18 protein-coding genes, 1 tRNA gene and 1 riboswitch are annotated in these 23,307 nt (G+C 41.1%); of the genes, 4 read left to right on the forward strand and 15 right to left on the reverse strand.

Annotation, left to right across the window (positions count from 1 at the left end):
* Positions 1-272: 272 nt before the first annotated feature.
* From BUE31_RS19445 to BUE31_RS19455, 3 genes are all read right to left on the reverse strand, one after another.
* A complete protein-coding gene (locus BUE31_RS19445) occupies positions 273-1,544 on the reverse strand; it encodes a type IX secretion system plug protein (RefSeq protein ID WP_073405479.1) in 1,272 nt (423 codons plus the stop codon).
* 265 nt (positions 1,545-1,809) lie between these two features.
* Entirely contained in the window at positions 1,810-3,735 is a 1,926-nt protein-coding gene (locus BUE31_RS19450) for an ABC-F family ATP-binding cassette domain-containing protein (protein ID WP_073405480.1), read from the reverse strand.
* Between the two features lie 143 nt (positions 3,736-3,878).
* Positions 3,879-4,649, reverse strand: coding sequence for an SGNH/GDSL hydrolase family protein (locus BUE31_RS19455; RefSeq protein ID WP_073405481.1), 771 nt, complete (start codon positions 4,647-4,649; stop codon positions 3,879-3,881).
* 328 nt (positions 4,650-4,977) lie between these two features.
* Here BUE31_RS19455 and BUE31_RS19460 point away from each other — a divergent pair, with 328 nt between their 5' ends.
* A complete protein-coding gene (locus tag BUE31_RS19460; RefSeq protein ID WP_073405482.1) occupies positions 4,978-6,018 on the forward strand; it encodes a quinone-dependent dihydroorotate dehydrogenase in 1,041 nt (346 codons plus the stop codon).
* A 311-nt stretch (positions 6,019-6,329) separates the two neighbouring features.
* Here BUE31_RS19460 and BUE31_RS19465 read toward each other — a convergent pair whose 3' ends face one another.
* From BUE31_RS19465 to BUE31_RS19475, 3 genes are all read right to left on the reverse strand, one after another.
* On the reverse strand, positions 6,330-6,503 hold the full coding sequence (locus tag BUE31_RS19465) for a spore protein (RefSeq protein ID WP_073405483.1): 174 nt from the start codon (positions 6,501-6,503) through the stop codon (positions 6,330-6,332).
* A 33-nt stretch (positions 6,504-6,536) separates the two neighbouring features.
* Positions 6,537-6,607: transfer RNA gene (locus BUE31_RS19470), tRNA-Cys, on the reverse strand.
* Positions 6,608-6,638: 31 nt separating this feature from the next.
* On the reverse strand, positions 6,639-7,394 hold the full coding sequence (locus tag BUE31_RS19475; protein WP_073405484.1) for a TrmH family RNA methyltransferase: 756 nt from the start codon (positions 7,392-7,394) through the stop codon (positions 6,639-6,641).
* Here BUE31_RS19475 and BUE31_RS19480 point away from each other — a divergent pair.
* The gene (locus BUE31_RS19480; protein WP_083620117.1) at positions 7,385-9,766 is read left to right on the forward strand and encodes a translocation and assembly module lipoprotein TamL; all 2,382 of its coding nucleotides are present in this window, start codon (positions 7,385-7,387) and stop codon (positions 9,764-9,766) included. The genes BUE31_RS19475 and BUE31_RS19480 overlap by 10 nt on opposite strands.
* Positions 9,767-9,803: 37 nt before the next feature.
* Here the strand turns inward: BUE31_RS19480 and BUE31_RS31125 are convergent, their stop codons facing one another.
* Positions 9,804-9,962 carry a hypothetical protein gene (locus tag BUE31_RS31125; RefSeq protein ID WP_159440712.1) on the reverse strand — a complete coding sequence of 53 codons (159 nt, stop codon included), beginning with the start codon at positions 9,960-9,962 and terminating at the stop codon, positions 9,804-9,806.
* A 342-nt stretch (positions 9,963-10,304) separates the two neighbouring features.
* Between BUE31_RS31125 and BUE31_RS19485 the strand changes: the two genes are divergently transcribed.
* Positions 10,305-11,501, forward strand: a complete 1,197-nt coding sequence (locus BUE31_RS19485; protein WP_073405485.1) for an NHL repeat-containing protein — start codon at positions 10,305-10,307, stop codon at positions 11,499-11,501.
* Positions 11,502-11,680: 179 nt separating this feature from the next.
* On the opposite strand, the gene BUE31_RS19490 is transcribed toward BUE31_RS19485, so the two are convergent.
* Positions 11,681-12,214, reverse strand: coding sequence for a hypothetical protein (locus tag BUE31_RS19490; RefSeq protein WP_073405486.1), 534 nt, complete (start codon positions 12,212-12,214; stop codon positions 11,681-11,683).
* A 606-nt stretch (positions 12,215-12,820) separates the two neighbouring features.
* On the opposite strand from BUE31_RS19490, the gene BUE31_RS19495 reads away from it, so the two are divergent.
* The gene (locus BUE31_RS19495) at positions 12,821-16,774 is read left to right on the forward strand and encodes a Pls/PosA family non-ribosomal peptide synthetase (protein WP_073405487.1); all 3,954 of its coding nucleotides are present in this window, start codon (positions 12,821-12,823) and stop codon (positions 16,772-16,774) included.
* 31 nt (positions 16,775-16,805) lie between these two features.
* Here the strand turns inward: BUE31_RS19495 and BUE31_RS19500 are convergent, their stop codons facing one another.
* The 7 genes from BUE31_RS19500 to BUE31_RS19530 form a co-directional block, all read right to left on the reverse strand.
* Positions 16,806-18,128, reverse strand: a complete 1,323-nt coding sequence (locus tag BUE31_RS19500; RefSeq protein ID WP_073405488.1) for a S41 family peptidase — start codon at positions 18,126-18,128, stop codon at positions 16,806-16,808.
* A 33-nt stretch (positions 18,129-18,161) separates the two neighbouring features.
* On the reverse strand, positions 18,162-18,383 hold the full coding sequence (locus tag BUE31_RS19505; RefSeq protein ID WP_073405489.1) for a hypothetical protein: 222 nt from the start codon (positions 18,381-18,383) through the stop codon (positions 18,162-18,164).
* 84 nt (positions 18,384-18,467) lie between these two features.
* Positions 18,468-18,800 carry a hypothetical protein gene (locus BUE31_RS19510; RefSeq protein ID WP_143167184.1) on the reverse strand — a complete coding sequence of 111 codons (333 nt, stop codon included), beginning with the start codon at positions 18,798-18,800 and terminating at the stop codon, positions 18,468-18,470.
* A 304-nt stretch (positions 18,801-19,104) separates the two neighbouring features.
* A riboswitch (SAM riboswitch) is annotated at positions 19,105-19,301 on the forward strand.
* Positions 19,302-19,476: 175 nt separating this feature from the next.
* A complete protein-coding gene (locus tag BUE31_RS19515; RefSeq protein WP_073405491.1) occupies positions 19,477-20,322 on the reverse strand; it encodes a transglutaminase-like domain-containing protein in 846 nt (281 codons plus the stop codon).
* A gap of 147 nt (positions 20,323-20,469) precedes the next feature.
* Positions 20,470-21,189, reverse strand: a complete 720-nt coding sequence (locus tag BUE31_RS19520; protein WP_073405492.1) for a proteasome-type protease — start codon at positions 21,187-21,189, stop codon at positions 20,470-20,472.
* A 73-nt stretch (positions 21,190-21,262) separates the two neighbouring features.
* A complete protein-coding gene (locus tag BUE31_RS19525) occupies positions 21,263-22,006 on the reverse strand; it encodes a YdcF family protein (protein ID WP_073405493.1) in 744 nt (247 codons plus the stop codon).
* A gap of 124 nt (positions 22,007-22,130) precedes the next feature.
* A complete protein-coding gene (locus BUE31_RS19530) occupies positions 22,131-23,294 on the reverse strand; it encodes a hypothetical protein (RefSeq protein ID WP_143167185.1) in 1,164 nt (387 codons plus the stop codon).
* Positions 23,295-23,307: the final 13 nt, after the last annotated feature.

Genomic DNA, 23,307 nt, shown 5'->3' on the forward strand with positions numbered 1-23,307 from the left:
ATAACTAAGCTAAAAGTTTTTACAAACATCCCCAATTTTAAAGAAATGATTTCATAGCAATCGCTTTTAAAACAGGAGGCTCCAGTGGAGCCGTTAAAACATCATCTAATTAGCTATAAACAGGGAGTTCCGCTGGAACTATTGCAACTTTCAGTCTATGACTCCGGAGGAGTCGCCTGTTTATAGCATAAATAAAGCAGCTAATGGCTCCATAGGAGCCCCCTAATTGCCATTGAGTTTAAAAGCGATTTCCCTGGAAATGTTGTACTTTATTACTTCTTTAAGGAATTTAATACCCTATAGCCAACCAGCTCTTCCCAGCGGGCGCCGGAAGGACGGTAGTAAACCAATACCTGGTAATCATTTTCGGTTTCAAAATAGTTGCCTTCCAAAGCATTAAGATCTGGTTTGCCGGCCCTGTCAACCCAAACATAGGAGTAATCATAAACACCCTGTTTTAAAAGCAGGCTGTTGAAATACTTATTGCCCGATTCATCAAAGGTCATTTTGCTGTGCTCATCAAGCTTATAGTCATTGAACCGGCCAATTATGTAAACATTGCCTGAGTTTGCCGGCCTTTTTGTTGCAAAACTGAAGATCATATGTGCATAATCAGCATCAATCCGCGGATCGCTACCATCCTGGTTAATGATGTAGTAGCTGCCGTTAAGGTCATATTCCAGTGTGTAATTGGTTTTGTTCCGGTCAGGATCAGTCAGCATCATTACCGTGTTGGCCGTGTCGCGGTAGATATGTAGAATATTTTGAGAATTTAGCTTTAGCGTACGTGTATCAAAATGCCTGAACTCGTTACCGGCCGGAAAATCATTGATACTAATATCGCTGTAAATGAGCTGCGTACTGCGGATATAAGTTGGCTGATTATTCATTATGCCCGTTTCGCTGCGGTTGTTCTGCATTACAAGCGCACGTACATCCCTGTTTGGATTTTGTACCCGCAATGCGCCATAATCAAGCGTGAAATTTACCTTCTGATTGGTTTGCCTGGTGGAGTTATCACTGGAGGGAACTATTTCAGCCGATATATTGATCTTCGGACTAACTACATATAGCTTACGGGTTAATACCAGTTTGGCAGGGTCGCTATCTTCATAGACCTTTAAAATGTAATTGCCCGGTATTTTTGGGGCGATGTTTTCGTTTGGCAACTTAAGCTCGTAATGGGTATATTTTTGTACTGTAGCAATGGAGTAGCTATAGTTCAGGATCCGGTCGTCATTGTAATTCTTTAAATATTCGGCAGTTGATATGTTTGATGAGTTCCACTCGGCATCGCAATGTTCAATGGTGTAATGGTAATTAAGCGTGCCTCCTAGCAGGTTATCAAAACCTAAGGTTACTGTTTCGCTTGAATTTAGGGTGATTAGTGGAAAGGATGCTTGTTTGGCTGTGTTGTAAAACTCAACGCTTTTTATTTCGTGACGGTAAACGCTGTCGGTGTAGGGTTGGGCAAAGGCGGTTATAGGTAATAGTAAGACCAGGAGAAGGACAACGCTTTTAAACCATTTGTATTTCTTACTCATAATGTTGCTAATATATCATGGTTTGTTAATACATCATGTCATTGCGATCAGCTGACTAGCGGAGGGCAACCGCACGCAGTACACAACCGCCAATGCAAGTTCTACACCTTTCTGGTCGCTCTGTATAGTATGCGATTGCTTCGTTCCTCGCAATGACAAGTTTTTATAATTCCGAAATTAAAAATAAATCCATCTCCCCGTTGGCTGTGTCCCCACAGCCAACTTCCTGGTAGTAGGTTGTGAGGACACAACCCACGGAGATATTTTACGCTTCCAACTCCATTATCTGCTCAGCCAAAGCTTCCCATTGCAGTTGGATATGGCCAAGCTCCATTTTCTTTTTATCGTAATTGCTGTTGATCTCTCTCATCTTAGCCACATCATTGTATAGCTTTTCATCGGCTAACTGTGCTTCCAGTTGTTTTATGGCTATTTCAAGCCCGGAGATCTGCTCTTCCATTTTGCTCAAATCCTGGTTTAGCTTTTTTAATTGCTGATGTTTATTTTCAGAATGTTGCTGTTTAACCGGTGCAATTTCTTTTTTCTCTTCTTTTTTAGGTTGAGGAGCAGGAATTGCGGTTTTGGGTTCAAGCTTGCGTTTGGCAAACCATACGTCAAACTCGGCATAAGTGCCCGGGTATTGTTTTATCTGCTGATCTTCAATAAACCAGATCTTGTTGGCTATGTTATCAAGGAAATACCTGTCGTGAGATACAACTATGAAGGTACCTTCAAACTGTTGCAGCGCCTGGATCAATATATTTACCGATGCAATATCAAGGTGGTTGGTAGGCTCATCGAGTACAAGGAAGTTAGCATCGGCAGTTAAAGCTTTTGCTAAAGCCACACGTGATTTTTCTCCCCCTGATAATACCTTGATCTTTTTAAATACATCATCACCGGTGAACAGGAAAGATCCTAATATGGTACGCAGCTCAGTCTCGGTATGTTTTGGAGCGAATGATTGTAGTTCCTGCAAAGCAGTGTTCTCCAAATGCAATGCTTCTAACTGGTGCTGTGCAAAAAACGTTTGTGAAACATTATGACCTGTTTCGGCTTTGCCTGTAAAATCATGATCAGCCCCGGCAATGATCCGCAGCAAAGTTGATTTACCTTTACCGTTGGCTCCGATCAAGGCAATTTTATCGCCTTTTTCAATAACCGCTTCCGCACCGTTCAAAATATCAATAGCAGGGTATTTTTTAACAACATCCTCCAACGTTACCACATGGCGGCCCGACTGCTTTGAAAAGCGGAAGCTAAAGTTTACCGATGGGTTATCATCATCCACATCATCAACACGCTCCATTTTATCAAGCATTTTGATACGGGATTGCGCCATTTTTGCTTTTGATGCCTTGGCGCGGAAACGCTCGATCAAACGCTCTTCCTGCTTTATTTTTGATTGTTGGTTTTTAAACTCACCGCGCTGAATTTCTTCGCGCTGCGCCTTTTCTTCCAGGTAAAAAGTATAGTTGCCTGAGTAAACAGTAAGCTTGCCTTTGCGCGATTCAACCGTGCGGTTAATTACCTTATCTAAAAACCACCTATCGTGCGATACAATTACTATAGCGCCATCAAAAGCTTTCAGGTAGTCTTCCAGCCATACAATTGAAGGTAAGTCCAGGTGGTTGGTAGGCTCATCCAGTAAAAGGATATCAGGGGCCTGTAACAGAATCTTGGCCAGCATAACACGCATCCGCCATCCGCCCGAAAAGGTGCTTAGCTTGCGATGAGTATCCGCTTCGCTAAAACCTAAACCGGCTAAAATTTCGTGTGCTTTGTATTCAATATTATAGCCATCCAACGCTTCAAACTCATGCTGTTTATCGCTTAGCTTATGTAGCAGGTCTTCGCTGTAATCGGTTTCAAGTTTTTGAAGGATCTTTTCAATCTCGTCATGTAGCTGGTTCTGGCGTTCAAACGCCTCCATTGCCACATGCAGTATGTTTTTATCAGACGAGTAGGATAAAAGATCCTGGTTAAGATAACCTAAAGTAAGGTCCTTAGCCATTGATATGGTACCTGAAGTAGGTTTGTAGTCGCCTACAATAATTTTCAGAAGGGTAGTTTTTCCGGTTCCATTGGCGCCAATAAGGCCAATTTTCTCTCCCGGTTTTATATGCCAGTTAGCTTCATCATATAAGGCGCGCGCACCAATCTCGAACGTAAGGTTATTTATAGCTATCATTTGCGCGCAAAGATACGATTTTGAGGTGAAAGGTTAAAGGCGAAAGGTAAAAGGTAGTCCGAAAGTCGGAAAAGTCAGTAAAGTCCGAAAGAAAGAAAATCTATTTTTGCTTATCCACTTCAAAACCTTTCACCTTTAGCCTTTTACCTTTCACCTATGCTCTCCATCCACGTCTTCGCCATCAGCGCTTCACCTGCAATACTTGGGTGCACGCCATCCAGTGTCCAGTAAGTGCCGGGGGCAAGCTCAAGGGCTTTGTCGAATGCAGCCTGGTAGGGTACAAAGGCTGCATTGTATTCATTAGCTATGTCCTTTGCAGCTTTACGGAATTGGTCAAACGTTGGATACCATTTATCATCAACAGCTTTTACAGCCTTTACCGCGAATGGCTCACAGACAACCAGCTTTACATTTGGCAGCGCTTTTTTGGTGCGGTCGAGCAGGGTATGGTAGTCGGCAATATAGGTGTCAATGGTGCCGGTGTAGCCGCTGGTTAGCGTATGCCAAAAATCGTTAACGCCTATGTGGATGCTAAGTACGGTCGGGTTTATGCTAAGTGCATCAATATCCCAGCGCTCGGCCAATTGATAAACCTTATTACCGCTGATGCCTTTGTTGTAGATCTGCAGATTGTTTTCAGGGTATTTTATCAACAGCTGCCCCGATGCTAACAGCACATAACCTGTTCCAAGACTACCGGTATCATTCGGAATGGTCTTGCTGTGGTCGCGACCCCAGTCGGTAATAGAATCGCCCTGGAAAAGGATGATGTCATTTTTATCAATACTGATCTTTTTAATGCCGTTTTCGGCAACTGCAGCAGAAACAATTTGCGGCAATGATAATGCCATAGAAGCAAGGGTGCCAACTGATGCTGTTTTTATAAAATTACGACGTGAATTGGACGATTTCATAGATGATGATTCATAAGAAGTTCATAGTTGATGGTTCATAGTTCATGGCCGGAAACATCATTGTTAGTGGTTGCTAATATAAATAATCATTTAATATTCACAGAAATATGTGCGATATGTTACATGGGAAGTCCGAAAGAGGGAGTTTTGTTCCACCTGTTCCGCTTGTTCCACCTGTTCCACTTTGTTCCATCGGCCAATTTTTGTTCCGGATGTTTCCCGCGTTCACACCGTTCCGCGGAACAGCACGCAGCTATATTCCGGACTTTACTGACTTTGCTGACTTTCGGACTTCCCGACTTCCCCCAAAAATCTTACCTTCGCACTCATGTATTTTCTACTCAAACCCATCCTTTTTAAGTTCGATCCGGAGAAGATCCATTACTTTGTAACGGCTAATTTAAAGCGCTTAAACCGTTTTCCGGGTGGCGCGGCATTGAGCCGTGCTATATGGAATGTTAAAAGCCCTAAGCTGGAGCGGGAAGTGTTTGGCCTTAAATTTACAAACCCGGTTGGCCTTGCCGCCGGTTTTGATAAGAATGGCGAACTGATGGGCGAAATGGCTAACCTTGGCTTCGGCTTTGTTGAAGTAGGTACGGTAACGCCCTTACCGCAACCCGGTAACCCCAAACCAAGGATGTTTCGCTTGCCGAAAGATGGCGGTCTGATAAACCGCATGGGCTTTAATAACCTTGGAGTTGATGTGGTTGCCGAGCGGTTAGCTGCTTTCCGTAAAACTAAAGCAGGGCAAAAAGGACTGATCATTGGTGGGAACATCGGCAAAAATAAAGTTACGCCCAACGAAGATGCTGTAAGTGATTATATTAAATGTTTCGACCGTCTGTTTGACGTGGTTGATTATTTTGTGGTGAATGTAAGTTCGCCTAATACGCCCGGCTTACGCGCCCTGCAGGAAAAAGAGCCCTTAATGGAATTGCTAAACACCCTGCAAAAACGAAATTTTAAAAATGACATTAGCAGGCCAATCCTGTTAAAAATAGCTCCCGATCTTACCAATGAGCAATTGGACGATATTGTTGAAATAGTGCAGCATACTGGTATTGCAGGCATTATAGCCACCAATACCACCATCAGCAGGGAAGGGTTGATATCAAAAGATGAATTGAAAAGTGAAACCGGCGGATTAAGCGGTGTGCCATTAACCAAACGTTCAACGGTGGTGATCAGTTATCTGCATAAAAAATCGAATGGAACATTCCCGATAATAGGGGTGGGGGGCATTCATTCGGCAGATGATGCTATTGAAAAATTGAATGCCGGTGCTGCATTAGTGCAATTGTATACCGGCTTTATTTACGAAGGGCCAGGATTGATTGGGCGGATAAATAAGAGGATCTTATCTGTTTGATTTTTTGAACTATGATTTTTCACAGGTTGTTTGTTTTTAAAGGTGTTCAAGAGGGCTTCGCCGTTTGCTTGATTAAAGGATTTCTTGATCCTTTACGGCGGAAGGTCTGCAATATGGCTGTTTTGAACCATGCTTTACTTGATTAAGGGGTTTTCTGATTCTTTTCTTTCGCCCTACCTGCATCATGGTCATTCTTAAATCCTAAAAATCATGGTTCAAAAAAATTTCCCCACAAAAAAATCCCATCGGTATATACCAACAGGATCTTAAATATCATTCAAAGTAAATCTATTCTCCCTTAAGAAGAGAAATTATTTACCTGCTGCAATTAATAAAGCTGCATTGTTTTTTGCTATCTGGCTGTCTTTTTTCTCAGCGCTGCGGCTTCCTGGTTCAAGGTTTGTAGCCAGCTTTAAAAATTGTACTTCTAAACGTGAAGTAGTTTTGTTTTTTCTATCTTTTCTTTTTAAACGAGTAACGCCCATGATGGTATTATTTTAATGTTTTTAAATCCTTCGAGGTCGGGAGCGGATTCGAACCGCTGTAAAAGGTTTTGCAGACCTCTGCCTAGCCACTCGGCCACCCGACCAAAATTTCAAGGTTGCAAAAATAGTAATTATTTATTGGCTGCCAAGTTTATTTCTGCTTATTTCTGCACAAAATAACGCGGTAGCTATCCCAACGTTCAATGATTCTGCTTTTCCAAGCCTCGGTATGGTTATCGCTTTGTTAATTAAACGCTCAACTTCGGGTCGTAAGCCATTGCCTTCGTTGCCCATAACTATCAATCCCTCAACGCCAAATTGGGTATTGTAAATGTTTTCTCCATTAAGCATCGCTCCAAAAACAGGTAAGCCTATCTGTGGTAAAACTTCGTTTATATTTACGTAATGCACATTTACACGGGATAGCGAACCCATGCTGGCCTGCACCACTTTTGGGTTATAAGCATCCACTGTGTCGTCTGAACAGATAATATTATCAATGCCAAACCAGTCTGCCGTGCGGATAATGGTGCCCATATTTCCCGGATCCTGGATGCCGTCTAAAACTAATGAGAACTTTTGTTTAAGCTTTTGGTTATTAAGCGTTGGGTGTACAGGTATTTTAACAAGAGCAATAACCAGTTGCGGGGTTTTTAAACTGCTTATTTTTTCAATGTCTGTAACAGAAATATTATATAAGTTTATTTTTTGGGATAAATTGAGCACTTTTGGGTCGAACGAAGCTGTATGGTAAATTGCTTCAATTTTGTAGGGAGAATTAATGAATTCAACAACCGATTTGTATCCTTCAACTAAAAACAGGCCGTGCTCTTTACGCTCTTTTTTGTTTTGTAAGGACTTTAATAAACTGATTTGAGACTTTGAAAGCATATATTAAACCTAATGGTTACCGCTTTGCAATATTAAGTATTTTGCTGCTCTTTATCGGGAGTGGATGCAGTTTAACGCGCAGGCTTAAAGGCAATGAGTCGCTTGTGCGCAAAATTACAATAAAGGGTGTTGACAACAAGGAGTTTGCAGAGGCCGCCGTTTTGTATGTTGATAAAGAGCAGCAGCCCAATAACGTTATAAACCTGCAATTTTATTACCTGTTCAGTAAAAATGGCAAGCGCGATATTGGCGAGCCGCCCGCTATACTTGATAGCAACCTGGTTGAATTCTCCCGCGTACAGATCGAGCGTTTTTTACAGAATAAAGGGTATTTAAAGGCCAAAGTCACTGATACCATCAAGATAAAAAAGAAAAAGGCCGAGCTGATATTTTCGGCAGTTGAGGGCCCTCTGTTCCGGATCAGGAAGCTTCAGGACAGCATAGCCGATAAAAGAGTGCAGGACCTCTACCGTGTTAACCGTCCCCGTTTTTCGCATGTACAGCCAGGCGGCAGGTTTGATACCGATAGCCTTGCGTTTGACAGAGATGAGTTTTACCTGATAATGAAACGCAATGGCTATTACGATTTTTACCGCCAATACATTAATTTTCAATACGATTCTACTTTCCGCAGTAGCGTGGTTGATATTAAAATGACAATTGATAACCCTGCCGGAAGGGCTTCGCACCCAATTTATACTATTAATAATACCCTGGTTACGGTTTCAAAAAGTAATGGACGCACAACTGGCAAGGCTGACACCATCCAGGTAGATTCTCAATTCAGGTATGTTGATTTTTCGGGTAAGTTTAAGCCGCATTCGGTTACTGATTACGTATATCAGAAAAAAGGACGTATCTTCAATATTGATGAGCAAACATTAACCACTTCACGCTTATCCGAGCTTAACGTGTTCCGCAATGTGCCCAACCCAACTTATACCAAGCTACCGGATAGTACCAACAGGCTTAACACCCAAATTGATATCACGCCGCTTAAACAGTTTAGCGACAGGGTAGAGGGTGAGTTCCTGTTTGCAGGCGGACGCTTCGGCTATAACCTGGGCAATACCTTTACCGACCGTAACCTGTTTAAAAATGCAGCCATATTGCAAATAAAAACCAACTGGAGCATATTATTTGATAATAACAGCAGTACAACTAACCAGGCGGCTATTCAAAATCAAGACCTGCGGATTGGGGCAAGCCTTATCTATCCGCGCATAATATCACCATTTAATCTTCCAATATTAGGCAAATACGGTGTGCCGCATACCACGTTTTCAACCAACTACCAGCTGTTTTATCAAAAAGGACTGGTTTCGCGCGAGAGTTTTATCAACTCCATTACCTACGATTTTTTTGAGACCGGCCGCAAGCTGCATACCTTTACACCTATTGATATAGAGTTTTCAAAGGGTACTATTGACCCTGTTGCACTGGTGCTGCTGCAAAAGAATAATTTATATGCTTATAGCAAGCTTATAGGGCGCACCATATTTTCGGCGGGGAGCCAATACACGTATCAGTATAACGCCATTGAATTAAATTCCTATAAAAACTTCGTTTACTTTAGGGGGAGTCTTGATGTTGGCGGCAATACCTTAAGCTTACTTAGCAATGTGCTTAATACCAAAAGAGACGCGGATAATAGAAGAACGATACTGGGTTACCCGTTTGCCCAATATGCAAAAACTGAGGTTGACCTTCGAATTTATAAAAGTCTTGGCGGCGAGCGACAGTTCATATTTCGCCTAAACCCGGGTATAGGGGTGCCTTATGGTAACAGCAACGATATAAACTGGGTGTTTGAAAAAGAGTTTTATGCTGGTGGCGCTAATGATATGCGTGCCTGGCTACCGCGTACGCTTGGTCCGGGACAATTTAACCGTGCAACGGTTTATGGTACTCCAACCCCGGGTAATGATAGTTTGCGCACACGTTTAAAATACCTTGATCAATACGGAGAAATAAAGATAATTGCTAACGCTGAATACCGCTACAAGCTTGCTGATGATTTTTTTGGCGCTAAGTTAAAAGGTGCCGTATTTATGGATGCCGGCAATGTTTGGCGCCTGCACAAACAACCCGATCAACCTAATTCTGAATTCAGGCTTGATAATATTTTGCAATCAACAGCTATCGGGATTGGCACCGGTTTACGGTTTGACCTGGCCTTCTTTGTGTTCAGGCTTGATGCTGCATTCAAATTTAAAGATCCCCAATTCTCAGGGTCTAACTCATGGGTATTGATTAATCACTTTGACGAACTCTTTAAATCCGGCGCGTTTAAAGCCAACTATAAAGCAACCAACAGCGGTGATACTTATAACTTTATGCAGCTTAACTTTGGCGTTGGGATGCCGTTTTAATCATTAGGCCGTTCACTAATTTATTTAAAGGACGATTCTATGCTTCTTTTAGTTCTTCGCCTTCATCCTGTACCCTTTTAAACTCATCAACCAGTACTTCCCGTTCTTTTTTCATGTTCTCAATTTTAATTGAAAGTTCTTTTATTGCTATAACTATTTCATGCAGGCGGGCTAGCTTGGGTGTATCCTCTTTCATTGTACGTATCAGCTAAAAACTAAATATAACATTTTTGTTACACTAATTATCATGTCTGACCAAATACTTGAACATCAGTTGGTTAATTTTGTTTGAAGGTATATGGCGATAAGGTAGATTCTGACATAAGACAGGTGGTACGGACTATGTGTACAGAGTCAGATATTTGTTAGAATGATTTCCCTAAAATATACGATCCTTATATCGGATTCAAAAAAAAGATCTGTCTTGTTCTCTTCGCAGTACTCTTATCTTAAACCACCCAATAAAAATTATTCCCGGGTTAGCCGGGCGACAAACAAATAATCACCAAATCACTAATTAATTTCTACATTTATAACAATGAAAAACAAATACCCCAATCTGCTTTTTAAAGTTATTTGTATAATGCTGGTAGCCTTATTTATGGCTGCCTGTAAGCGTGAGCTTATACCTAACCAGGTAACACGCGATACTACTACAACTATTATTGATACTACAGGCCATGGCGGCACAACTGTTAAGGATACTTTACCATCGTTTTACAGCCCAGTTGGTTTAGCTGTTGATGCTGCGGGGAATATTTATGTGGCCGATTACGGCAATAACCTGATCCGCAAGATAAGCCCTACGGGGTTGGTAAGCACTCTTGCCGGCAACGGATCGCAGGGATTAATAAATGCCACGGGGCTTTTAGCATCATTTAACCAGCCAACGGGTATAGCTGTTGATGCAGCCGGCAATGTTTATGTTGGCGATGCGGGTAATAACCGGATTCGTAAAATCACCTCCGCAGGTGCAGTAAGTACCCTGGCCGGCAGCGATAGTACAGGCTATGCCGATGGAGCAGATACTACAGCATCGTTTTTTCACCCTGAGGGCATTACGCTTGATGCAGCCGGCAATGTGTATGTAGCTGATGCCGGTAATAACCTGATCCGCAAAGTTGCACCTAACGGGACGGTTAGTACGCTTGCCGGCAACGGTACCAATGTTGGGGAGACAAATATATTCAGCAATCCTACAGGTGTGGCGGCAGATGCAGCCGGAAATATTTATGTAGCCAATTATATCAATAACAACATATTAAAAGTAAGTGCAGCCGGGGTAATAAGCATCGTGGCAGGTAGTGGCGCCGCAGGTGCCTCAAATGGTTCGGGCGGCTCAGCTACTTTTTATTTCCCCAATAGCGTAGCCGTTGATGCAGCTAATAATGTTTATGTAGCTGATGGCATAAATAACCTGATCCGCAAAATTACACCTGATGGAACGGTGAGCACCCTTGCGGGAAGTGGTATTGCCGGAGCTGCCGACAATACCGGAACAGCCGCCTCATTTGATGGCCCGGCAGGGTTAGCAGTTGATGCAGCAGGTAATGTATATGTTGCCGATTCAAACAATAACCGTATCCGTAAAATAACCCCGGTGGGTGTGGTAACCACTGTGGCGGGTAATGGCCTGGCAGGTGCTAAGAACGGACAGGCAGTGGCAAGGCGGAATACGAAGAGTATAAAAGCCGCTACAAATAAAAAGTTGCCTGTTTTTTACAGGAAGAAGTAGATGGATGTGCAAATGTGCGGATATGCAGATGTGCGAATGTTTTGATTTTTTTCAAGACAATTCAATAGCAAATATGAAGGCTGTTCTGTTTTTTGTCTGAACCATGATTCTCATGATTAAAGGATTTCCTGATATCTTAGAAATCTTTTAAATCCTTTGATCCTGGTTCCGGTTCACCCCTAAAATATCCCCTTCAGTCCGTCAATTATACTTTGGAAAAATGTTGGGATACTAAGGTTATTGTGATAATTAAAGTACATAAAAATGCAGAAGATGATAATGGCTATAATGATGAACCTTTTAAACATGTAGGCCAGCAAAACAAGTCCGCAGGGAATAGCCAGTAATAGGATCCAGCTAATGTGTAGCGGGCTTAGCTTATCATCTTGCTTATAAATGTAATAAAGTATGCTATGCGTGCCTTTATCGTTCTGGTGCCTGGCATATAAAAAGGTAGACTTATCAATTTTGTGCCTGTAAAATGCGGTGCCTTTATCAAAGGTAAGCTGTTCTTCAAAACCATTCATAGTAAAGGTAAACACGCCATTTATATTTTCCTGTATAACGTTTGCCGTATCTGTTGCTACAACTGCCACCTCGCTTTTAGCAAAAGGATTTTCTTTAATTACAAAATGATTAATAGCAATTGTATCGGCAAAAGTAAAGCTTGCCGAAATTGTTAACAGGCAAAAGACAAGTAATAGCTTCTTCATTATCATATAGCAATTGTGTGCTATAAAAATAGCATTTTTTTAAGCTGCCGGTTTAATAAATGCATACTTAAATTGACGGGAGCTGGATATAAACGCTGTTCGCCTTACTCTGCCTACTCCAAAGGTTACAGTGTGTACACATCTTTTGTCTTAGTTATTAATGTGTTCATGCTCCTTTAGGAGCAAAATATTGGTAGAAAAATAAAATGACTTTTTGCGCTCCATAGGTGCGAAACTTATTGGACTATTTAACGAAGATTCCTTAGCAGCGGGGTTGTGTACCTGTGGCACACGAATTATTGGGTTGTTGTTTTTCTACCAATATTGAACCCCGATGGGGGTTAGGAAAAGATATGTACACAGCTTAGTCCCTTTGGGAGGGCTAGTCCCGTAATGATTCCGTTTATAAGGCATTTATGAATGCTACGCAGTTTAGGTGAGGCCAAATCGCGGAGCATGAAGCCGATAATATACCAACACCAGTCTGTTTTTATTAAATAATATATGATTAAACTATTTCATAATTATATATCTAAATATAGCAAACAATGTTTAGCATTGAATGTAATTAGCTTAGCCAAATAAGCCGCCGGTATTTAGTTATATATGAACAATTTGAGTATTATTTTGGGTGATAATCGCCCGGACCTTATAAAAGAAGAAACACTACCATCATTATTTAGTAAAGCGGCAAGTGAATTTGCAGATAAAACCGCACTTATCTTTCATGATGAAACTTTAACCTATGCCGGCCTAAACCGCTGGAGTGATGAAGTTGCCCTGCAGCTTTCAAAAAAAGGAATAAAACGCGGCGATAAGGTCGGCGTTTGGTGGCAGCGGGGTCTGCCGCTGCATGTAATTATAGTAGGAATAGTTAAAGCTGGTGCAGCCTATGTGCCCGTCGACAGGGAAATTCCGGCCGAGCGGGTTGAAGTGATCATGCAGGAGGTAGGTGCTGCAGCATGTTATAGCTCGCAGCAGCTTAATGTTAATTGTTTAATGTTGACCCCGCCCGAAAACCCGGGAACCAGCAAGGCTTTAACTTCAGCTGAAATTAATTTGCTGCCCACCGATCTAAGCGGATCTGATTGTGCTTATGTGCTTTATACGTCTGGCAGTACCGGTAAGCCAAAAGGGATCCCCATTAGTCATGGCCAGATCTGTCATTTAATAAGATCGGAGCAAAGCGTTATTCAAATTAAATCCGCCGATAAGGTGTACCAGGGCTTTTCGGTATCTTTTGACATGTGGTGCGAGGAAACCTGGATAAGTTATTTTGCCGGGGCTACTTTGTGGGTTGCCGATAATACAACATCAAAAGCTATTGATGAATTAAGCGACATTTTAAGAAAAGAAAATATAACCATACTGCACGCGGTACCCAGCCTGCTGGCAGTTATGGAAGATAGTTTGCCAAGCTTGCGATTGGTAAATGCAGGCGGTGAAGCGTGTACCCCGCAGGTACTGGCCAAATGGTCAAAAGAAGGGATGAAGTTTTTTAACAGCTATGGCCCAACTGAAACTACGGTAACGGCAACCATTGCACAGCTTGGCCCCAATGATCATATTGTAATAGGACAGCCCCTGCCTAACTATAACCTTGCTGTTGTTGATGATGCTTTAAACCTGTTGCCATTTGGCGAAGCAGGGGAGTTGGTGATAACCGGCCCCGGAGTTGCTACCGGGTATGTTAAATTGCCCCAGCTTACAAAAGAAAAATTTGTTGCAAAACCCGCATCATTAAGCGCTTTGCCAGGTAATACGGTATACCGCACCGGGGATATTGCCATAATCAATAAAAATGGAAGCGTTGATATGCAAGGCCGTATTGACGACCAGATAAAATTGCGTGGTTACCGGATAGAGTTGGGCGAGATTGAAACCAAATTGAACGAAATTGCAGGAGTAAGATCGGCTGCTGTGGCTGTAAAAAAAGATTTCAGCGATCAGGAACATTTGGTGGGTTATGTAGTGACGGAAGGGCTGACCTGTATTGATGAAGGTGCTTTTAGGATGGAGCTTTCAAAGGGATTGCCATCCTACATGATCCCGTCAACTATAATGGTGCTGCCAGAAATGCCACGCATGCCAAGTGGAAAAATAAACCGCAAGGCACTGCCTGTTCCGCCAGTTTTATCGGCTGATACAGAAGCCAGCGGAACACTGGATCTTAATGCCCCGATAGAAGACAGGATATTAGCTGTGCTGCATAAAATATTCCCGAATAGGGCTATTGATCCGTCAATGGATTTCTTTACTGACCTTGGCGGTCATTCCTTGCTGGCTGCCGGTTTTGTATCCCAGCTAAGGCGCGATGCTGGTTTGCCTAATTCATCACTAAAAGATGTTTACATAAACAGGCCTATCAGTAATTTAATACAGGAGTGGAGCACACGCGCAGAAACTGTGGCAAAGCCTAAACGGGTGTTTAACAAAATACCGTTGATGAGGCATATTACCTGCTGGACTGCACAAACTGTTGCCCTGCTTATAATATATGGCTTGTTTGCCTTCCAGATCTTTATCCCTTACCTGGGGTATTATTATGTTGACCAGGAAACCAACAATGTGCTTTATGCTATCATAACATCGCTACTTTTATTTTCTTTGATCCCACCCATATTTACGGTTGTGTGTATTACAACCAAATGGCTTGTTATAGGCAAAATGAAAGCCGGCGATTACCCGCTTTGGGGCACCTATTATTTTAGATGGTGGTTTGTAAAAACCATGCAGCGCCTGTTACCTGCGCAGTTTTTAAACGGCACTCCCTTATATCCTGTATACCTGCGCTTGCTGGGCGTAAAAATAGCTCCTGATGCACAGGTAAGCGATTTTGCCTTTGGCGCCGAAGACCTGATAACTATAGGCAGCGATGTAAGCATAAGCTCGCAAACTAATTTAAATAATGCTTTTGTTGAAGACGGTTGGCTAAAGTTACGCACCATAACCCTTGGCGATCATGCCTATATTGGCAGCAGCGCTATTATATCGGGCGGTAGCACTATGGAGGCATGGAGCGAGTTGCAGGACCTTAGCTTTCTGCAGCCCGGAAAAACAATTGGCCAGGGCGAAGTATGGCGGGGTAGCCCGGCGCAGCTTAAAGAAAAAAAGAACATTGAAGATCTTCCGCAACCGCTGGTTGTTTCGGCATTTACAAGGCGTAAGTATAAGCTGATATTTATGCTGTTTATTATGATCTTCCCATTCATTATCCTGTTACCGCTGCTGCCAACAATAATTACCATAAATAAACTGGATAATGCAGCCGGTGATTATGATTTTACCTACCTGATAGGTGCACCTTTATTGGCCCTGTTATATATTTTGTTGTTTGCCGCCGAAACCATTATACTTACCCGTTTGCTACAACACGATGTTAAACCCGGCAAATATTCCATTTACAGTATGTTTTATGTGCGCAAATGGTTTGTTGATCAGCTAATGTCATTAAGTCTTATTGTTTTACACCCTATTTATGCCACGGTTTATGTTGCAGGCTTTTTCAGAGCATTGGGTGCAAAAATAGGTAAGGATACGGAGATCTCTACCGCAAGCAGTGTAACACACCCGTTGCTGGAGATTGGGGATGGCGCCTTTGTTGCAGATGCAGTAACACTTGGCGAAGCTGATATCCGCGCCCAGCAGCTGATTCTTGAAAAAACTACTATCGAAAGCAATAGTTTTGTTGGCAACAGCGCGCTAATTCCGCAGGGGTATCACCTTAATGGCAATATGCTGATAGGGGTATTGTCTACCCCGCCTGATAAACAGCAAATGGCTGATAACGATGCACGGGATTGGTTTGGTTCGCCGGCAATTCCGTTGCCACGCAGGCAGGAAAGTAATCCTTTTCCAGCTGAGTTAACTATCCATCCTAAAACCAGCAGGAAAATTGCAAGGGGACTGGTTGAGTTTATAAGGATCATCCTTCCTGAAAGCGCTATTATTTGTTGCTCAATTTTATTTATTGCCTACGGTCATGACCTGGTAGTTGATGAGCCTTTGTGGAAGATAATCCTATACTTTCCCTTTTATTATTTGTTTTATATGGGCATTCCTGCATTCCTGATCACTGTTTTACTAAAATGGGTGTTTATTGGAAAATATAAGCCTAAACAAAGGCCAATGTGGAGCTGGAATGTATGGAGAAGTGAAGCTATCACATCAACCTACGAAGCATTATCTATCCCTTTTTTGTTAGAATATTTGCAGGGTACACCCTGGTTGCCTATTATGATGCGGCTGCTGGGCGTGAAAACAGGAAAAAGGATCTTCATGAACACCACTGATATTACCGAGTTTGATATGGTTACCATTTGTGATGATGCAGCCCTCAATGCCGATTGCGGTCCGCAGACGCATTTATTCGAAGACAGGGTAATGAAGGTAGGATCGGTAAAAATAGGGGCAAGGAGCAGTATTGGCTCAGGCACCATTATTTTGTATGATAGCGAGCTGGGAGATGATACCAATATTGAGGCCTTATCATTAGTAATGAAAGGTGAGCGCCTTTCTCCGGGTACAGACTGGACGGGAAGCCCGGTTAAACCGGCTTAAGTAATTTTAATTTTGCCCGGCTTTAATGATCTTATTTTAGCCGGGTAAAATTCTCAATCTTTCCGTCCTGGTAAATAAAGTTTAATGCGGTAATTTTTCCGTTATCCGCTTTCTTAAATTCTAATTGACGATCATTATTTGTGAAAGTAAAAGCAGTTGCTGATATCGGGATTAAACCAATACTGTAACCATTTGTATCTGTGAAATATAATTGCTCTTTTTTTAAAGTGATCAGTCGCCCGTCATAATTCCCTGCGTACGCTTTTAATGTAGCTGTGTTGGTTTTAAAGGGGTGAAGCTTTGAATTGAGAATAACCCTGAACCATTTTATTGATTTAATTATGGCCGAATCTTTTGATGTGCTGATCTGGCAATCATAAGCAATGGCCAATGCAGTGTCCAATGCATTTTTTTTATCGCTGTTAACGTTTGGCCTCACACCTGTTTTTTCCCAATTCTTACCTGTAACCGGATTAATTGCTTTTCTGAACGGGATGTTACCAATAAAGCCGTTACTGATACTGCTTGATGACACCCAATGTGCGGCACCTCCTGTGGTTTGACCGATAATTGTTGCACGGTGCAAGCTTTGTAAATCATAAGCAAATTCTTCTGCAGCCGAATAAGTGTGGTTGTTAACTAAAATATATACAGGCATTAAAGCAAATGTAGCCGAAGGTGCTATTGGATTTGTCCAATATTGGTTGGTGCTGGTATGGCGGTCATAATAATCATTAAGATGCGTTTTTTCCTTAAAGAAATAGTTGCAAATATATTTCACCATATCCGGTTCGCCGCCAGGGTTTTCACGAATATCAATGATCAGGGCGTTAGCGTTTTTTAAAAAATTAAATGCATTTTTTACCACTTCTATTGATTGTTCATTAGGATCATAAAATTGAGTTATTGAAATATATCCAATATTCCCATCCAGGATCCTGACATTTGGAAAACCATAGTTTTTTTGTTTTGCTAATTGTAAAAAACTCATCCGCCGGGTAACAGATTCCATGTACGATTTTGTCTGTAAAGCTTTTTCAAAACCGGCATCGTAATAGATGCGCATATGCAGGTCATTGTAAACGGTTTGCAAATCCGCATTAAGTATCCCTGCAAAATCATTTGGATTGGCAATGGTACCATATCCCCCGCTTTTTAGCCGCCCCTTAATGCGGGTGCTCATTTTAACGGCAGTATCTAAATAAATATATTTCTTAATTAAAATTGATGAAAGGCTGTCAACAACTTCAGCCTTAATAGCCGGTGTTAATTCCATAACATGTTTTTGAGCAATTGCAGTTCTGTATCCTATGAAATAGAGCATAAATGTAAAAAGCCATTTTATATGTTTCATAATTTAATTTATTAGTAGGATACAGCGAACGGGTTAATTTTTAATCCTGGTAAACAGGTCATTTCCGTTTAGCAGCATTTGGATTATATTTTTGTTTTGATCTCTTTTAAACTTTAACGGCATGTTTAAAGCTCTGATCATAAAATCATCGCCTGACCTATAGTCAAGTACACTGCGTGCTCCATCCCATAATTGAGTAGCCCATAGTTGGCCGTCCTTTAAAGAGATCTCAATAATTGCAGTTTGCCCATTCATAATTATCTGGTACTTGCCTAAATAATCTGCAGGAACGGCAGGTTTAACATTGCCCGTATTTTGAGCTGCCGGATTACTTTTTATTCATTCAATATTTCCATTCACAGCAATTTTTACAACTTTATCTGTGGGATCCCTTATAAATTTAATGGCTAAATTTTGTTCGGGAACAACAAAGTTGTCTCCGGATAGCTGTTTAAGTATTAATGTTTGCTCGTTGGACAGCCGGGCCGTCAGCTTCCCATTCTCTATAATTAATTCGGCATAGGTGATTGGGGTTCCCTGTATGGTTTGAAATTTGCCGGTGTAAGCGGACAGTGAATCCTGCTGTTTTTGAGTTAAGCTGAAGGGGGCGGCATTGCAAAATACTATTTGCACCAGCATAAATAATGTGAGTAAAATTAAATTCCTTTTCATTTTTTGAATCATAATTATTTACCAAAGCAGCGTTGATTTGTGGTTTGGTTAAGCAAAGAAGCCGCTAGTTGCAGGTTACTGCTACTCAAATCGGGATTTGAGTAATATTTTGTTTGGAGCGGCATTGATACTCAGTAAATAATTTGAAGCCAAATATTAATAAGATTAAAGTTTTATGTTCCTATTGGTGATTTTATTTTACTGATTTACAGATAATTGTATTTTTTATTAATTAATTCTATTAAATCTATAGTATTTATAGAATTAATGCGTATGTTTGCATCAACAAATCGTTCTTTATTTTCGCTTATCCAGAAAGACTGAGGGAAAAGGCCCTGTGAAGTCTTAGCAACCTGTACTATAGTTAAGTCTAAAGTCATGAGTCCGGAGTCAAAAAAGATTAAAGCCGCAACTTTATTTACGACTTACGATTACATACTCAAGACTATAGACTCAATACAAGGTGCTAACTCCTGCTCCGTTTACGGAGAAAGATAGGTTATCCCGCCCCTCCGGTCCTCTGATAAGTGATTAAGTAGTTTTTATTATAAAGTCGCGTGACCGAGAGGATAGGCTGGAGTCTGCAAAACCCCACACGGCAGTTCGAATCTGCCCGCGACGTCTATTTTAGTCATTTGTCAATAGTCCATTGACCTGGTCGTTAAATAAGTTTAATTTATAGATATGACACACCCTTTAGCTGCGATGGCTCGTAGTAAAAAGGAGTGAAGTTATCTTCGGCAAGCTCGCAGCTTACCAGCATGGATGTGAAGGTAACATTGCCAAAAATGTTTGCTATTGCTGTATCAGCCGCATCACGGCCTGATGCTATTTTGATCAGGCCATTAAGTGGCACAAGTCCGGTAGCATCAAACAAGATCCATTCATTACCAAGATAAGCTTCGAAACAGGCATGAAAGTCGGCAGGCTTTAACTTATAGGCATAACCTGTAAAATACCTGGCAGGTATAGTAAGTGCCCGGCATAAGGCAATACCTAAATGGGCAAAATCACGACATACCCCCTGTTGTTGCGTAACCGTATCATAGGCTGATGTTTGCGTATTAGTAAAGCCACTTATATATTGTACGTTTTTATTGATCCACCCGGTAAGGGTTAAAACCTTTTCAAATGGGTTTTCAATATAACCAAATAAGTTATTTGCCAATCGGTAAAGCTTATCGCTCTGACAATACCTGCTGGGGTACAGGTAAGGTAAAACAGCATTATCCATTTCCGCAATCGGGATCTCAACCAGGCTGGTGTAATTTTTTACCTCGCAATAATTATCAATAGTGGCTTTATAGGTAAGCTTAATAGCGCTTGCTTCTTCCATTTCAAACCGCACCACCCGGTTCTCATTTTGGGCAGATACCAGCTCTTCAACCTTTATATATGGATCAATAACAAACGATTCACTGATAATTGTTTGACGCGGCGTACGCAACGCATGGATATTCAATATCAAAGTACCCGCTGATGCAGCTGTATATTCCATTTCAGTGAGTACGTTGAATTTCATTTGTTTTGGTTGTAAAGGGTTGTAGTTGTTGTAAGGGTTAGAAAAGTTGTAAGGGTTGTAAATGTTGTAAGAGTTGTAAAATTCATGAAGATTTATTGGCTTAACATTTTTAACCTCTACAACGTTTACAACAACTACAACCTTTCCTCAATCTAACTTATTAAAAGCATCATCCATCCAGCCTTCAGATATATTTTCGAGGGCTGTTTTTAGTTCTTCGGCCCATTGCGTTGAAATATATTCAAGGTCCTTTTTTTCATATCGTTTTTCAATAATATGAAAACTGTCTTTTTTGTAAAGTGCAACGTCAATTGGGAAATCAACATTATTTGAACTTACCCTTGTTGAATCAAATGAAAGGAAGCCGGTTTTAAGCGACAGTTTCAAACTTGAGTTTTCGTCTAGGATGCGGTTCAGTATGGCTTTTCCGTGCCCTGAATTGCCAATAATTACATAAGGCGCACCCTGGCCCAACTCCACCCAATTACCTTCGGGGTATAAAAGGAACAGCTTATGCTCGTCATCGCCTGAAAGCTGACCGCCAATTATGGTATTCAAATCAAACTTGAAACCTGCTTTTTCGAGTGCAGCTTTATCTTCATCGGCCACCCTTTTTACCTGTTCTCCAAAAGCGTTAACGGCTTTGTATAATTTATTGTATTCAGTAGTTTCAAGCAATTCGTTAAAATACACAAGCGCTTTATCCCGTACTGACCGTAAGCCGCTGGTCATGATAAAGAGCGAGAATTTATCTTTTTGTTCTATCGTTATCTTCTTTTTTATAGTAGTGTCAGTTCCTGAAGTTATGCGGGTATCAGCAATAGCAAGCAGGCCTTCTTTAACTTTAATTCCTAAGCAATAAGTCATTTTATTATAATGTGGATGAATAGCAAATTTTAAAGCGGCAAATTAATTAAATAAGAAGGATATGGGCACAAGGCTATTTAAAATAATTAACAGCAGTGCCAATTACTTCTTTCGTATAAAATTCCCAGCGGTATAACGGCTCGGTACTTGGGATAAATTCAGTTAGTGAAAAATCACCAGGTGACACCAGGTAATTACACGGGTAAGGAATAACTTCGGTTTTTTGTTTTTTAAAAATGCCCAGCGATCTGCGCATATGAAAAGCAGATGTAACCAATAAATAAGGCGGGGCTAAATGCTTTTGAGTTAGCAGCACCTTCGAAAAAGCGGCGTTTTCAATGGTATTGCGGCTATGTTCTTCAACTATTATACAGCTATCAGGAACTTGTAATTGTTGTAGTTGAGTTTTTACCCATGCGCTTTCTCTAAAAACGCCTGGCATTAAAAGACCATTACCACCCGAAATAAGGAGGTGTGATACTTTGCCCGTTTTAAGTAATTTGAGCCCCTGGATAAACCTATCGGCCGAACCATTAAAAAAGCCATTTCCTTTTGAATCTCCGCCAGAAAATCCTCCTAAAACTATGGCGCAGCTATATACAGGTTTTGTTAGTGGTACAGGTTTTATATCCCAACTGTTGGCAAACCGGTTAAATAAAAACGGGTCCGAAAACAGGAGTAATACTACACCTGATATAATAAAAAAGCGGCGTTTAAGATGTGGTTTCTTTACTATTAAAGCCGCAAGGAAAAAAGCGATGACCCATGAAAATGGTAAAATAAAGATCAACAGCACCTTTGAGAGGATAAAAAACATATCACGATTAATTTGTGATAAAAATAGAGTTTTTAATGAGTTATAATAGGTGTCATGATCCCTAAATAAAAAAGCAAACCAGGAAAACCCAATTTGCTTTAGATGTATAATTGATTTGAAATTATTAAAAACCAGTATCCTTTAATTTTATGTAATCATCAAGCGTTTTTATATCACCTAAATTTTTGCTTTTAACCTTTTGCATGTAAGCAACTGTAACGCCATGATCTCTCAACTCCTGGGCTTTGTCAAGCGTGAGATCTTTAAATCCTAATTTTTGAACCCCGCTGATAAATTCAGAGTTAACACCATGGTCTTTCAGCTCTTGTGCTTTATCAAGGGTTATATTTTTATACCCCATATCCTGGATGCTACTGATGAATTTTGGGCTTACGCCATGGTCCCTCAGTTCCTGTGCTTTATCAAGGGTTAAGGTTCCATAGCCCATTTTTTGAATGCTGTTGATAAAGTCGGGGCTTACGCCATGATCTCTTAGATCAAGTGCCTTATCAAGTGTTATATCCTTATATCCCATTTTTGTAAATTCGGTAATATATTTAGCACTCACGCCATGGTCACGCAGCTCAAGCGCTTTATCAAGCGGAAAGTTTTTAAAGCCAATCTGGTGAAAATCGCTTACAAAACGGGCGCTTACCCCATGCTCACGCAGCTCCACTATTTTATCTATTGATTGATGGCCATACCCTTCAGTTTTAAACAAGTCGAAATATTCGGCTAATTTTTTACGGTTAAGGTTCTGCTCAGCAAGGTCTTTAAACTGATCATTTGTGATGTTTGCATAACCATTAGCTTTCATGTAATCAAAATAGGCTTTGTTAATGTCAGTGAAAAATACATCAAGCATTAATTGATCATCAAGGTTCTTATAGCCACGTTGTTCCAGGTATGCCTTAAATTGGGTATTTTCAACAAATTGGTAAGAGCCATGGCCAAATTGGCTTTCAAAAACACCCTTAAAAGTCATTTTCCCTGCCTCGCGGTTAAGGTTGAATTCACCTATTTTTCCATTAGGCAAAGTTCCAAATTCCGGTAGCGGGAAATCTCTGCCCGAGCTCCAGTGTGCACCGTAAAATTGAATATTTATCTGGTCGTCTTTTACAACCGCATCCCATGTGCCGGGTGCACGATTGTTATTAAAGTTCCAATTGTCCTCATCGTCATTTTTCTCCTTCTTTTCGGTCTTAGCTTTTTGCTGCGCAAACAAATTGTTTGAAAATGCTGTCACTAAAACCATGACAGATAAACAGGTTATAATAATTTTTTTCATGATAGTTTAAGTT

Source organism: Mucilaginibacter sp. OK098 (assembly GCF_900142915.1).
Taxonomy (GTDB): domain Bacteria; phylum Bacteroidota; class Bacteroidia; order Sphingobacteriales; family Sphingobacteriaceae; genus Mucilaginibacter.

Excerpts from the sequence above, each read along its gene's own strand:
- BUE31_RS19500 (WP_073405488.1), bottom strand. The coding sequence starts at position 18,128 with ATGAAACATATAAAATGGCTTTTTACATTTATGCTCTATTTCATAGGA.
- BUE31_RS19455 (WP_073405481.1), bottom strand. The coding sequence starts at position 4,649 with ATGAAATCGTCCAATTCACGTCGTAATTTTATAAAAACAGCATCAGTT.
- BUE31_RS19530 (WP_143167185.1), bottom strand. The coding sequence starts at position 23,294 with ATGAAAAAAATTATTATAACCTGTTTATCTGTCATGGTTTTAGTGACA.
- BUE31_RS19475 (WP_073405484.1), bottom strand. The coding sequence starts at position 7,394 with ATGCTTTCAAAGTCTCAAATCAGTTTATTAAAGTCCTTACAAAACAAA.
- BUE31_RS19445 (WP_073405479.1), bottom strand. The coding sequence starts at position 1,544 with ATGAGTAAGAAATACAAATGGTTTAAAAGCGTTGTCCTTCTCCTGGTC.
- BUE31_RS19505 (WP_073405489.1), bottom strand. The coding sequence starts at position 18,383 with ATGAATGGGCAAACTGCAATTATTGAGATCTCTTTAAAGGACGGCCAA.
- BUE31_RS19510 (WP_143167184.1), bottom strand. The coding sequence starts at position 18,800 with ATGAAAAGGAATTTAATTTTACTCACATTATTTATGCTGGTGCAAATA.
- BUE31_RS31125 (WP_159440712.1), bottom strand. The coding sequence starts at position 9,962 with ATGAAAGAGGATACACCCAAGCTAGCCCGCCTGCATGAAATAGTTATA.
- BUE31_RS19485 (WP_073405485.1), top strand. The coding sequence starts at position 10,305 with ATGAAAAACAAATACCCCAATCTGCTTTTTAAAGTTATTTGTATAATG.
- BUE31_RS19490 (WP_073405486.1), bottom strand. The coding sequence starts at position 12,214 with ATGAAGAAGCTATTACTTGTCTTTTGCCTGTTAACAATTTCGGCAAGC.
- BUE31_RS19460 (WP_073405482.1), top strand. The coding sequence starts at position 4,978 with ATGTATTTTCTACTCAAACCCATCCTTTTTAAGTTCGATCCGGAGAAG.
- BUE31_RS19520 (WP_073405492.1), bottom strand. The coding sequence starts at position 21,189 with ATGACTTATTGCTTAGGAATTAAAGTTAAAGAAGGCCTGCTTGCTATT.
- BUE31_RS19450 (WP_073405480.1), bottom strand. The coding sequence starts at position 3,735 with ATGATAGCTATAAATAACCTTACGTTCGAGATTGGTGCGCGCGCCTTA.
- BUE31_RS19465 (WP_073405483.1), bottom strand. The coding sequence starts at position 6,503 with ATGGGCGTTACTCGTTTAAAAAGAAAAGATAGAAAAAACAAAACTACT.
- BUE31_RS19515 (WP_073405491.1), bottom strand. The coding sequence starts at position 20,322 with ATGAAATTCAACGTACTCACTGAAATGGAATATACAGCTGCATCAGCG.
- BUE31_RS19525 (WP_073405493.1), bottom strand. The coding sequence starts at position 22,006 with ATGTTTTTTATCCTCTCAAAGGTGCTGTTGATCTTTATTTTACCATTT.
- BUE31_RS19495 (WP_073405487.1), top strand. The coding sequence starts at position 12,821 with ATGAACAATTTGAGTATTATTTTGGGTGATAATCGCCCGGACCTTATA.